The sequence below is a fragment of the Arthrobacter sp. B6 genome, assembly GCF_001663775.1.
Lineage (GTDB): Bacteria > Actinomycetota > Actinomycetes > Actinomycetales > Micrococcaceae > Arthrobacter.
In genome coordinates this window covers 1,524,870-1,537,081 of sequence record NZ_KV467168.1, presented here as the reverse complement: position 1 = coordinate 1,537,081, position 12,212 = coordinate 1,524,870, and the positions used below count along the sequence as shown (strand labels likewise).

Annotated in this window: 10 protein-coding genes and 1 pseudogene; 9 read left to right on the top strand and 2 right to left on the bottom strand. The window is 64.6% G+C overall.

All coding sequences use genetic code 11. The annotated features are described in order from the left end of the window. Positions 1-14: 14 nt before the first annotated feature. From AU175_RS06615 to sucD, 6 genes and pseudogenes are all read left to right on the top strand, one after another. Positions 15-845: an inositol monophosphatase family protein gene (locus AU175_RS06615; RefSeq protein ID WP_066286856.1), complete on the top strand. Its 831-nt coding sequence runs from the start codon at positions 15-17 to the stop codon at positions 843-845. A 170-nt stretch (positions 846-1,015) separates the two neighbouring features. Continuing rightward, the gene (gene pcrA / locus AU175_RS06610; protein ID WP_442855308.1) at positions 1,016-3,508 is read left to right on the top strand and encodes a DNA helicase PcrA; all 2,493 of its coding nucleotides are present in this window, start codon (positions 1,016-1,018) and stop codon (positions 3,506-3,508) included. Between the two features lie 120 nt (positions 3,509-3,628). Then, positions 3,629-4,888 (top strand): annotated as a pseudogene (locus tag AU175_RS22605) (glycosyltransferase); the annotation flags it as partial. 60 nt (positions 4,889-4,948) lie between these two features. After that, the gene (locus AU175_RS22305; RefSeq protein WP_066290683.1) at positions 4,949-5,656 is read left to right on the top strand and encodes a hypothetical protein; all 708 of its coding nucleotides are present in this window, start codon (positions 4,949-4,951) and stop codon (positions 5,654-5,656) included. A gap of 223 nt (positions 5,657-5,879) precedes the next feature. Further along, the gene (sucC, locus tag AU175_RS06600; RefSeq protein ID WP_066286851.1) at positions 5,880-7,049 is read left to right on the top strand and encodes an ADP-forming succinate--CoA ligase subunit beta; all 1,170 of its coding nucleotides are present in this window, start codon (positions 5,880-5,882) and stop codon (positions 7,047-7,049) included. 11 nt (positions 7,050-7,060) lie between these two features. Beyond that, entirely contained in the window at positions 7,061-7,963 is a 903-nt protein-coding gene (gene sucD / locus AU175_RS06595) for a succinate--CoA ligase subunit alpha (RefSeq protein WP_066286849.1), read from the top strand. A gap of 142 nt (positions 7,964-8,105) precedes the next feature. On the opposite strand, the gene AU175_RS06590 is transcribed toward sucD, so the two are convergent. Both AU175_RS06590 and AU175_RS06585 read right to left on the bottom strand, forming a co-directional pair. Further along, positions 8,106-8,588 (bottom strand): SRPBCC family protein, encoded by a 483-nt coding sequence (locus tag AU175_RS06590; RefSeq protein ID WP_066286847.1) that lies wholly within the window; start codon positions 8,586-8,588, stop codon positions 8,106-8,108. Next, complete coding sequence (locus AU175_RS06585) at positions 8,585-8,944, bottom strand: ArsR/SmtB family transcription factor (protein WP_066286845.1); 360 nt, start codon at positions 8,942-8,944, stop codon at positions 8,585-8,587. The genes AU175_RS06590 and AU175_RS06585 overlap by 4 nt, the downstream gene beginning before the upstream one ends. A gap of 290 nt (positions 8,945-9,234) precedes the next feature. On the opposite strand from AU175_RS06585, the gene iolC reads away from it, so the two are divergent. The 3 genes from iolC to AU175_RS06570 all read left to right on the top strand — a co-directional run. Further along, positions 9,235-10,239, top strand: a complete 1,005-nt coding sequence (gene iolC, locus AU175_RS06580; protein ID WP_066286843.1) for a 5-dehydro-2-deoxygluconokinase — start codon at positions 9,235-9,237, stop codon at positions 10,237-10,239. After that, positions 10,236-11,201 (top strand): Cgl0159 family (beta/alpha)8-fold protein, encoded by a 966-nt coding sequence (locus AU175_RS06575; protein WP_066286841.1) that lies wholly within the window; start codon positions 10,236-10,238, stop codon positions 11,199-11,201. The genes iolC and AU175_RS06575 overlap by 4 nt, the downstream gene beginning before the upstream one ends. 29 nt (positions 11,202-11,230) lie before the next feature. Beyond that, positions 11,231-12,212: thiamine pyrophosphate-binding protein (locus tag AU175_RS06570; RefSeq protein ID WP_442855307.1), on the top strand; the 982-nt coding region annotated here is incomplete at its 3' end.

The window sequence follows — 12,212 nt, the reverse complement described above, 5'->3', positions numbered from 1 at the left end:
CATAAACTGGGGGCATGACCACAGGCCGGCACAGCGCTGTTGAACTTGACCCCTCACTGGACGACTACCAGCTGGCGTCCGCGCTGGTCCGGGAGGCAGGGCAGCTGGCCCTGCTGATGCGGATGGCCGGCCTGCAGTCGCAGCAGAAGACCTCAGTCTCCGATGTCGTGACCGCCGCGGACCATGCGGCGGAGGCCTATGTCCTGGAACAGCTCCGGCGCTGCCGGCCCGAGGACGGCATCCTGGGCGAAGAAGGCGCGTCGGTCCCGGGGACCAGCGGCCGGACCTGGGTCATCGACCCTGTGGACGGCACGTACAACTTCCTGCATGGCTCCACGTACTGGTGCTCAGCGATCGCGCTCAAGGACTCGTCGGACGTGCTGCTCGGGGCGATTTTCCAGCCTGAAGAGGACAAGCTCTGGCTGGGCGGCAGCACGCGCCACGCAACGCTCAACGGCGAGAGCCTGGGGGTTTTCCGCGACAACAACGGATCCCGCAACGGCACGCCCGTGGGGGAACTCGGCGCGGCAACGTACATCCACCCCACCTGGCTGATGGATCCAATGTGCGCCATGCCCTGGCACGCCGCTGCCACCTCCGCCGCGGCACTGCGGATGCTCGGCTCCGGGTCCTGCGACCTGGGGCGGGTGGCCGACGGCCAGCTGGGATGCTGGTTCCAGCACAGCTGCCCCGAGTGGGACTGGCTCCCCGGGAAGGCAATCGTGCGCGCCGCCGGCGGCGCCACGGACACCGTCCGGATCAACGGCCTGGAATGGTTCATGGCCGGAGGCACGACGGCGGTGCGCGAGCTGCGTGCAGCCCTTGAGTCCGGCTCGGTGGCCTGAGTCGCGGTTCGAGGAGTTTATGTCCACTTACGGCGAGTTTAAGTGGCTGAAAGTCGCCGTAAGTGGACAAAAACTCCTATGACTTTGGGGGATGAGCCAGGGGAATGGAGTAATCCACAGGCCGGAACAGAGTGTCGGCCCCACCGCCTAGACTTGTAGGCACCATGGATATGTTGTTTGACCCGTACTCTGACGGACCGTTCAAGGCCGCCCCGGCGGCCGCCGCCCGCACCAAGTCACGCCCCGAAGGCGTGGCCCAGGCCGCCGAAATGGGCGGGGGCGGCGGTGGCGGGCACGCGGAAACCCGCCAGCCGGCCCACCACCGGCCGGACGCCGCGGAGCTGCTGCAAGGACTCAACCCGCAGCAGGAAGAGGCCGTCAAGCATGCAGGCACCGCCCTGCTGATCGTGGCCGGTGCAGGTTCGGGCAAAACCCGCGTGCTCAGCAACCGGATCGCCTACCTCATCGCCACACGCCGGGCGCACCACGGCGAGATCCTGGCCATCACGTTCACCAACAAGGCGGCCGCGGAAATGCGGGAGCGCATCGAAGCGCTGGTGGGCGGCCGTGCAAGAATCATGTGGATCTCCACGTTCCACTCCTCCTGCGTGCGGATCCTCCGCCAGGAAGCTGCCAACATCGGGCTGAAGTCCAACTTCTCCATTTACGATTCCGCGGATTCGCTGCGGCTGGTCACGCAGGTGTCCAAAAGCCTGGACCTGGACCCCAAAAAGTTCGCGCCCAAGGCCATCCAGCACAAGATTTCGGCGCTGAAGAACGAACTCATCGACGCCGATTCCTATGCCTCGTCTGCCAATTACAACGATCCCTTCGAGTCCGCCGTGGCAGACGTTTTCAAGGGCTACACCCAACGGCTGCGGCAGGCCAACGCCATGGACTTTGACGACCTCATCGCAGAGACCGTCTACATGTTCCGGGCCTTCCCCGCGCTCGCAGACTCCTACCGGCGGCGGTTCCGGCACGTCCTCGTGGACGAATACCAGGACACCAACCACGCCCAGTACGCGCTGGTGCGGGAAATCGTCGGCGAAGGGCCCGGCGCGTCCGAGCTGACGGTGGTGGGCGACTCCGACCAGTCCATTTACGCTTTCCGCGGTGCCGACATCCGCAACATTGTGGAGTTCGAACACGACTACCCGGAGGCGCGCACGATCAAACTGGAGCAGAACTACCGCTCCACGCAGAACATCCTCAGCGCCGCCAACTCCGTCATTTCACGCAACCCCAACCGTCCGGAAAAGCGGCTGTGGACCGCCGAGGGCGAGGGCCATAAGATCATCGGTTACGTGGGCGAAAACGAACACGACGAAGCGCAGTTCATCGCCAAAGAAATTGATCGGCTGCAGGACGAGGACAACCTCCGCCCCGGCGACGTCGCAATTTTCTACCGCACCAACGCCCAGTCCCGCTCCATCGAGGACGTGCTGGTGCGCGTGGGGCTGCCGTACAAGGTGGTGGGCGGCACGCGATTCTACGAGCGCAAGGAGATCAAGGATGCGCTCGCGTACCTTCGGGTACTGGTCAACCCGGATGACGACGTCAACCTGCGCCGGGTGCTGAACGAACCGAAGCGCGGAATCGGCGACCGCGCCGAGGGCGCTGTGGCTGCGCTCGCACAGCGGGAACGCATGTCCTTCATGGCTGCAGCACGCCGGGCCGAGGAAGCTCCGGGCATGGCAACCCGGTCCGTCAACGCGGTGCTGGGCTTCGTGAAACTCCTCGACGACCTCGCGGAAGTAGCGGCCGGTTCCGGTGCTGCCGCTGCCCTTGAAGCCGTATTGGAGCAGACCGGCTACCTGGCCGGCCTGCGTTCGAGTACTGATCCGCAGGACGAGTCCCGCGTGGAAAACCTGGCGGAACTGGTTGCCGTCGTCCGTGAATACGAACAGGAGAACCCCGAAGGATCGCTGGGTGCCTTCCTGGAACAGGTGTCGCTGGTGGCGGACGCCGACCAGATCCCGGACGCCCCGGGTGCTGACATTGACGCTGCCGTGGCGGAAGCGAAGCGGCTTGGAGTTGTCACCCTGATGACCCTCCACACCGCCAAGGGGCTCGAATTTCCCGTCGTATTCCTGACCGGCATGGAGCACGGCTTGTTTCCGCACCAGCGTTCCGCCACCGACCCCAAGGAACTCGCAGAGGAGCGCCGGCTTGCCTACGTGGGCCTCACCCGCGCACGCAAGCGGCTGTACGTCACGCGGTCCGAGGTCCGCAGCATGTGGGGCCAGAGTCAGTACAACCCGGCCAGTCAGTTCCTTGAGGAAATCCCCGCCGAACTGGTGGAGTGGAAACGCGAAGGCACCAGCCGTCAGTCGAGCGGCGGCTGGGGCGGCGGATCCATCGGGTCCAACAGGTACAGCGGATCCTTTTGGGGTGCGGGCACGGCCCGCGGCGCGGCGGCTGACTCGTCAGCCGGCTTCAACGCTGACGTTCCCGCCGCCATCGCCAAGAACCGGGTGCAGCCGCAGAAGGAAATCGTTGCCGTCGGGGTGGGGGACAAGGTCAATCACACGAGCTTCGGCAATGGCACGGTGCTGGCCTTGGAGGGGGCTGGAGACAAGACCGTGGCGAAGGTTAAATTCGATGTGGGGGAGAAGCGGCTCCTGCTGCGGTACGCGCCGCTGACCAAGCTCGACGCCTAGGCACGACGCGTCAGTTGCCAGGGTCACGCCGCACGGGCGGGACCCTTGCATAGCTTTTGCCGCAGGAATAGGGTTCAGGAAGCTTTCCTCGCGGGATCAGCGCAACCGGAGCGGGTTCACATGAACATCCTTTTCGCCAGCCAGGCCGTTGACGGCCATTTCAACCCCATGACAGGCGTGGCGATGCGTCTGAAGGCCCGCGGCCACGACGTCCGCTGGTACACGGGCCCGGTGTTCGCGCCGAAGCTCCAGAGCCTCGGCATTCCGCACTTCCCCTTCCGCCGGGCCATTGAGCACCGGGCGGACAACCTGAACGAGCTGTACCCGGAACGGGCCAAGCTCAAAGGCCCGCTGGCCATCGGCTTCGACGGGGAGAAGATCTTTGCCAGCAACCTCAGCAATTTCTTCGAGGACATCCGGGAGTTGCACGCGGACTTTCCTTTCGACGTTGCGGTGGTGGATAGCTCCATGTTCATCCAGCGGCTTATCTCACATCTGTTGGGAAAGCCCCTGGTGAGTTTCGTGGTGGTTCCGAACATGGAAAGTGATCCGTTGGTGCCGCCGCTGTTTTTCGGGTTCAGGCCACCCCGGAATCCGGTGGAACGGACGATCCAGACTGCAGCGGGCCTCCTTTCCGACAAAGTCATAATGAGGCCCGCCAACCAGAGCTACCGGCGCCAGCACGAGGCCTATGGCCAGGTGGTGCCCCGCCGCGGGAGATTGACGGACGAACCCTACCGTTGTTCGGATGCCATCATCCAGACCGGCCCGGAGTCACTTGATTTCCCCCGACGGCGCGTTAACCCCAGGGTCCACTACGTCGGAGCCCTTCTGCCGCACCGGACCCCCGGCCAGGTTGTTCCAGGAACCGAGGGCGGCGGCGGGTTTCCGCGGTCCTACCCGGCCACACTCGTTGTGACCCAGGGGACGGTGGACAACGCTGACCAGAACAAGCTGATTATCCCCGCGCTCGAGGCACTGAAGGACATGGACGCCCTGGTCATCGTTGCTACCGGAGGACGCGGCACGGAAGCGCTCAAAGCCCGCTACCAACAGCCCAACGTGGTCGTGCGGGACTACGTGGATTTCGCGACAGTCTTTGACTTCACCGACGTCTTCATCACCAACGGCGGGTTCGGAGGCGTGCAGCTCAGCCTGTCCAAGGGTGTCCCGTTGGTGGTGTCGGGCATCAATGAGGGCAAGAGCGACGTTAATGCCCGGGTGGAACATGCCGGTGTCGGCATAAATCTCCGATCCGATTCACCCACGCCCGGAGACATTGCCACGGCCGTCGAAAAAGTTCTGAAGGAACCCGCCTGGAAGGACCGCGCCCGAAAGATGCGTGAGCAGTTCGTCTCGACAGACCCAGCCGAGGCTGCCGCCATCGTTGTGGAGGGTGTGGGGAAGCCGTCCGGCGGGGGACGCCACCCGACGGGCATAATGGAGGCCATGCGACGGACTGTATTGGGGATCCTGGCCGCCCTCTTCCTGCTGCCGGCCACGGCGTGCACCATCACCACAGAGGATCCCGGCTACGTGGCTCCGCCCCCGCTGCCCGCGCTGCAGCAGCTGGAGCAGGCAGCACTCGTTGACCCTGCCCCATTCAGGGCTGGCGAAGACATCCTGTCCTTCGTTACGGAGGACCGCGACATCGTGTGTTCACTGACATCGGCGCGCGGGGAACACGTCAACCTCCCCTATGAGCAGAACAACTTCAGCGACGGCGCGAACAACAAACTGGCTACGGTCCCTGTGGCGCACTGCGAACTCGCGAAGTATCCCAAGCCCGCTGCGGCCGACGTGAAAGACGACTGCGCCGGCACGGGCCTTGGGTATCTCGGCGGGACTGCCCTGCTGACACCCGAGTCCGCCACCTACGGAGGGTGCCGTTCCGGCGTCACACAAATGGAGGCGGCCTACGGGCCGAAGGGGAACAAAACCGGTCCCATCACCCAACTGCCAGTGCTCGCCAAGGGCCAGAACCTGGAGCGGAACGGGCTGCGGTGTTCTGCCTATAACGGTGGCGTGGCATGCGGAAACGTCTCGGCCGGCGTCGGGTTCTTTGTTGCCAGGGAAAGCTACGAACTTATTTCCGAAGGGTCGAAAGCCTCCTCCCCGGCCCGGCCAGGGGCCCCAAAAACCCCGTAATCTAGGGCTTTTTCTACGTTCCATAGAATAGTGTCGTTACTCACATAAGCGGTAGTCTGGGACGGGCCGGTCCCCACAAAGGACTAGAGTTCCCCATGGAGCATCACGCCGCGTGGCTTGTTTCCAACAGGCCTGGCGGTGAGTGCAATTCCGCAGCCCGGTCATCGTCTTCGACGGTGTCCGACTGTACAGAAACTACTTCGACGTAGAAGGACACTAAACCGTGGACCTGTTTGAATACCAGGCGCGCGATATGTTCGAGGCGCACGGTGTACCCGTGCTTGCCGGCATCGTGGCGTACACCCCAGAAGAAGCAAAGGCAGCTGCCGAGAAGATCGGCGGCGTAACTGTCGTCAAGGCCCAGGTTAAGGCCGGTGGCCGCGGTAAGGCCGGCGGCGTCAAGGTTGCCAAGACCTCCGATGAGGCACTTGAGCACTCCACCAACATCCTGGGCATGGACATCAAGGGCCACACCGTCAACAAGGTGATGATTGCCCAGGGCGCCGACATCGCCGAGGAGTACTACTTCTCCGTCCTGCTGGACCGGGCCAACCGCAACTACCTGGCCATGTGCTCGGTTGAAGGCGGCATGGACATCGAACAGCTCGCCGTCGAACGCCCTGAGGCGCTCGCCAAGATCGCCATTGACCCCGCAGTCGGCATCGACCAGGCCAAAGCTGACGAAATCGTTGCAGCCGCAGGCTTCGCTGAGGAACTGCGTGGCAAAGTCGCCGCCGTGATCCTCAAGCTCTGGGACGTCTTCAAGAAGGAAGACGCCACCCTGGTTGAGGTCAACCCGCTGGTCAAGACCGGCGCAGGCGAGATCGTAGCCCTCGACGGCAAGGTCTCGCTGGACGAGAACGCCGGCTTCCGCCACGCCAAGCACGCCCTCCTTGAGGACAAGGACGAAACCGACCCGCTGGAGGCCAAGGCCAAGGCTCAGGATCTGAACTACGTCAAGCTGGACGGCTCCGTGGGCATCATCGGCAACGGTGCAGGCCTGGTCATGTCCACCCTTGACGTTGTTGCCTACGCCGGTGAAAGCCACGGCAACGTCAAGCCCGCCAACTTCCTGGACATCGGCGGTGGAGCTTCCGCAGAGGTTATGGCTGCGGGCCTTGACGTCATCCTCGGTGACGAGCAGGTCAAGTCTGTGTTCGTGAACGTCTTCGGTGGCATCACCGCGTGTGACGCCGTTGCCAAGGGCATCGTTGGTGCGCTGGCCGAGCTGGGCCACTCCGCGAACAAGCCGCTGGTAGTCCGCCTCGACGGCAACAACGTTGAGGAAGGCCGCCGCATCCTGGCCGAGGCCAACCACCCGCTGGTTACCCTGGCCGCCACCATGGACGAGGGCGCCGACAAGGCCGCCGAGCTCGCCAACGCAGCTAAGTAAAGGGACGCACCATGTCTATCTATCTGAACAAGGACTCAAAGGTCATCGTCCAGGGCATCACCGGCGGCGAAGGCACCAAGCACACCGCCCTGATGCTGAAGGCCGGCACCAACATTGTTGGCGGCGTCAACGCCCGCAAGGCCGGAACCACCGTCCTGCACGGCGAAACCGAAATCACCGTTTTTGGCACCGTCAAGGAAGCCATGGCCGAAACCGGCGCTGACGTCTCCATCGTCTTCGTGCCGCCGGCCTTCACCAAGAACGCTGTTGTTGAAGCCATCGAGGCAGGCATCGGCCTGGTAGTTGTCATCACTGAGGGCGTGCCGGTCCAGGATTCCGCCGAGTTCTGGGCACTGGCCCAGTCCAAGGTTGACGCCGACGGCAACCAGGTCACGCGCATCATCGGCCCGAACTGCCCCGGCATCATCACCCCCGGTGAAGCGCTGGTTGGCATCACCCCGGCCAACATCACGGGCAAGGGCCCCATCGGCCTGGTCTCCAAGTCAGGCACCCTGACCTACCAGATGATGTACGAACTGCGGGACCTCGGCTTCTCCACTGCCATCGGCATTGGCGGGGACCCCGTCATCGGCACCACGCACATCGACGCCCTGGCGGCGTTCGAGGCTGACCCCGAGACCAAGGCGATCGTCATGATCGGCGAAATCGGCGGCGACGCTGAAGAACGTGCTGCTGACTTCATCAAGGCCAACGTCACCAAGCCGGTTGTTGGCTACGTGGCCGGCTTCACCGCTCCCGAGGGCAAGACCATGGGCCACGCAGGCGCCATCGTCTCCGGTTCCGCCGGAACCGCCCAGGCCAAGAAGGAAGCGCTCGAGGCTGCAGGCGTGAAGGTCGGCAAGACGCCGTCCGAGACCGCCACGCTGCTGCGCGAAGTCTACGCAGCGCTCTAGGCCAGCTCCACAAAGCAGCGCGGGGTCACCCGCCGTCCTTCGGGACGGCGGGTGACCCCGCGTTTTGTGGTTTAAAGTACGACGGCGGGTGGTCGCCTTTTCCGCCGACGGTGACCGTCCGACGTCGTACTTTGTGTGCCTTTTAGACCTTGGCGCTGCTGAGCAGCTCATCCAGCCGCTCATAGCCCTCGGTCATGCCACGCTCCATGCCGGACTGTGCCATGCCGTCCCGTGCGTCCTGCGTGGGGTAGACGGAGTGGCCGCGGATGCGGCTCCGTCCATTGCCTAGGTCCTCGAACGTGAGGAACTCGATGCTGACAACATCCGGGTACCCGCCGAACTCAAAGGTCTGGATTGCGAACTCGTTGTCGCGGACGGTGTGGAAGACGCCGCTGAATTCGTAGGCCACGCCATCGGGCCCCGTGTGCAGGTAGCTGTAGCCGCCGCCAGTGCGGAAATCGTAGTGGTTGATGACCATCTTGAGTCCCCGCGGGCCGAGCCACTGGACGATCAGGTCCGGGTCCTTGTGCGCACGGAAGACGTCCGCGACCGGGAAGTCAAACTCCCGCTCGTAGTCGATGAAGGGGAGCCCTTCGGGGATGCTGAGTTTCAGGTCGTTGCTCATGATGGGTCCTTTGCCTGGGTGCCGCTTGGGGCGGCACTGGATTGGAGCACGGCATCGAGGCTGCGGAACTGCCCCTCGCGGACCAACCGGTACTGGTCGATCCATGCGGTGAGCGTCTCCAGCCGTGCGGGATTCAGGTGGACGGGCCGGCGTTGCGCGTCGCGGGTCCTGGTGACCAGCTCTGCCTGCTCGAGGACCTGGATGTGCTTCGAGACCGCCTGCTTGGTGATCGCGAAGGGTTCCGCAAGTTCGTTGACGGTGGCCGGACCCCGGCTGAGCCGGGCGATGATGAGGCGGCGCACGGGATCAGCCAGTGCCATAAAGGCTGCATCAAGGAGCGCATCGTCGCTGTCCATTCGTCCGCCACCTCCTTCCGCATGCCTTCCGCCCTAATCAATCAAATGCTTTATCAACCTTTTGGTTGTTTAATATTATTCCGCTGCAGATTTGGAGTCAAGGGCTGTGGTCTGAGGCGGCTCGCGAGCATGATGTCAGTATGTCAAGACAAACTTTGACACGGCGTTATTTCTAGGGCAGAGTAGTGGATGTGGCCGCGCTCACTGGGAATCGCCTACCGCCGTTAGCAGGCCGCACGCTGCAGAAGCGCTCCGGATGCCCGGCAACACCAGAAAGGTCTGCGATTACCGTGACCCACGAACTGCTCACGATCGGGCGCATCAGCGTTGATATCTACCCGAACGACATCGGGGTGGACCTGGAGGATGTGACGTCCTTCGGCAAATACTTGGGCGGTTCGCCGTCGAACGTAGCCGTCGCTGCTGCCCGGCATGGCCGCCGGACCGGTGTGATCACCCGCACCGGGGACGACCCCTTCGGCAACTACCTGCACCGGGAACTTCGCAAGTTCAACGTGGATGACAGCTTCGTCTCTGCAGTGAAGGAGTGGCCTACGGCCGTCACGTTTTGTGCGATCAAGCCTGCTACGGACGAGTTCCCGCTGTATTTCTACGGACGTTTCCCCACTGCCCCGGACCTGCAGATCCAGGCCGAGGAGCTTGACTTCGATGCAATTCGGGATGCCCGGATTTTCTGGTCCACCGTGACCGGCCTGTGCCAGGAACCCAGCCGAGGCGCGCATCTTGCGGCCCACGAAGCCAGGCCCCGCACGGCGTTGAAGGATGGCCAGTTCACCATCCTGGACCTGGATTACCGGCCCATGTTCTGGGCTTCCGAAGAGGAAGCCCGGGCCCAGGTGGCCAGGATCCTGCCGCATGTCACCGTGGCCATTGGCAATGACAAGGAATGTGCCGTGGCTGTGGGGGAGGGGACACCTGATGAGCAGGCGGACCGGCTCCTGGCCTCCGGCGTGGAGATCGCCGTCGTCAAGCTCGGCCCGGAGGGTGTGATGGCGAAGACCCGCACCGAGCGGGTGGTGTCGGCCCCGGTTCCGGTGGAGACCGTCAACGGCCTGGGCGCCGGGGATTCGTTCGGTGGTGCTTTCTGCCACGGGCTGCTGTCCGGCTGGCCGCTGGCCGAGGTCCTGGATTACGCCAACGCTGCGGGCGCGATTGTCGCCTCCCGCTTGTCCTGCGCGGATGCGATGCCGACGCCGGATGAGGTCATTTCGCTGCTCGCGGACCGCGGCCGCCTGGTTCCAGGTTCCTCTGTCGCTCAAGGAGCAGCGCTGTGATCCTGACGCCTCTGGCCTCGAATAATGGCCTGGATGATGACCCGCGCCGTTACGCGCACTTGAGCACCATTCGCCTTGAGGATCCGGACGCCGTGGCCCGGGCAGCGAAGGCCCGGCGCCCCCACCCCGGCCTGAAGTACGGCCGGCAGAACTTCATTGTGGCTGCCGACCACCCGGCCAGGGGCGCCCTCGCAGTTGGTTCGGATCCTGTGGCGATGGCTGACCGGCGGCAGCTGTTGGACCGGTTGCAGATTGCCTTGGCGAACCCGGATGTGGACGGCGTGCTGGCCTCGCCGGACATCATGGATGACCTGCTCCTGCTCGGCGCACTCGACGGGAAGCTGGTGTTTGGCTCGATGAACCGCGGCGGGCTCGCCGGGCTGGTCAACGAAATCGATGACCGTTTTACCGGCCATACCGCCGCCGCCCTCCAGGCGCTGGGTGCCGACGGCGGGAAGATGCTGACCCGGATCTGCCTGGGCGACCCGGACACGGTGTCGATGCTGGAAGCGACGGCGAAGGCCATTGATTCCTTGGCCGAGCGGCGGCTGATCGCTATGGTGGAGCCGTTCCTTTCGGTCCGTGAGAACGGCAGGGTCCGCAACGACCTGTCCACGGACGCCGTGATTAAGTCCGTTGCGATTGCCGAGGGCCTGGGTTCCACCAGCGCGTACACGTGGATGAAGCTTCCGGTGGTGGCGGAGATGGAGCGCGTGATGGCGGCGACCACCATGCCCACGGTTCTGCTGGGCGGGGACCCGGACGGGAGCCAGGACGAGGTTTTTGCCAGCTGGGAAGCCGCGCTGGCGCTGCCGGGTGTGCAGGGCCTCACGGTGGGCCGGACGCTCCTGTATCCGGCGGACGGCGACGTTGCCGGCGCCGTCGCCACCGCAGCTTCCCTCCTGACACACGCCGCATCAGCCCACACGGCATCAGCCCACACCGCAGAAGCATCGGAGTAACAATGGGAACCACAACTGGAACACGCAGGATGACGGTCGCCCAGGCCGTCGTTGAATACCTTTCCAGGCAGTACACCGTGGACACGGTGGGCGGTGTGGAGTACCGGGAGCGCCTGATCCCGGGCACGTTCGGGATTTTCGGGCACGGCAACGTCGCCGGCGTGGGCCAGGCTCTGAAGCAGTATCAGCAGCTGGACCCGGCGATCATGCCGTACTACCAGGGCCGCAACGAGCAGGCGCAGGTCCACCAGGCCGTGGGTTACGCCCGGCACACCCGCCGCCGCCAGACGTTCGCGGTCAGCACCTCCATTGGGCCGGGTTCCTCGAACCTGCTGACCGGTGCGGCGCTGGCGACCACCAACCGGCTTCCGGTGCTGTTGCTGCCGTCGGATACGTTCGCCACCCGTGCCGCGGACCCGGTGCTGCAGCAGTTGGAGCAGCCGTACGCGTACGACCTCACGGTCAATGACGCGTTCCGGCCGTTGTCGAAGTTTTTTGACCGGGTGAACCGGCCCGAGCAGCTGTTTTCGGCGTTCCACCACGGCCTGCGCGTCCTGACCGACCCGGCGGAGACCGGGGCGGTGACCATTTCGCTGCCGCAGGATGTCCAGGCCGAGGCCTTCGACGTGCCCGAGGAGTTCCTGGCCGAGCGGGAGTGGCGGATCCGCCGCCCGGACGCCGAGGACGAGGACATCGCCCGCGCCGCTGCAGCTATCAGGGCGGCGAAGCGGCCGCTGGTTATTGCCGGCGGCGGTGTCCTCTACGCCTACGCCAACGACGAACTCGCCAGGTTCGCGGAGCTGACAGGGATTCCGGTGGGGAACACCCAGGCAGGGGTCGGCGTCCTGCCCTGGGACCACGCCCAGTCCCTCGGCGCGATTGGCTCCACGGGCACGACGGCGGCGAACGCCATCGCTGCCGAGGCTGACCTGGTCATCGGCATCGGCACCAGGTACGAGGACTTCACCACCGCGTCCCGGACCGCGTTCCAGAACCCGGACGTCCGCTTCG

Bases quoted from the DNA above. Each gene is read 5' to 3' on its own strand.
- AU175_RS22305 (WP_066290683.1), top strand. From the start codon at position 4,949: ATGGAGGCCATGCGACGGACTGTATTGGGGATCCTGGCCGCCCTCTTC.
- pcrA (WP_442855308.1), top strand. From the start codon at position 1,016: ATGTTGTTTGACCCGTACTCTGACGGACCGTTCAAGGCCGCCCCGGCG.
- sucD (WP_066286849.1), top strand. From the start codon at position 7,061: ATGTCTATCTATCTGAACAAGGACTCAAAGGTCATCGTCCAGGGCATC.
- AU175_RS06590 (WP_066286847.1), bottom strand. From the start codon at position 8,588: ATGAGCAACGACCTGAAACTCAGCATCCCCGAAGGGCTCCCCTTCATC.
- AU175_RS06615 (WP_066286856.1), top strand. From the start codon at position 15: ATGACCACAGGCCGGCACAGCGCTGTTGAACTTGACCCCTCACTGGAC.
- AU175_RS06585 (WP_066286845.1), bottom strand. From the start codon at position 8,944: ATGGACAGCGACGATGCGCTCCTTGATGCAGCCTTTATGGCACTGGCT.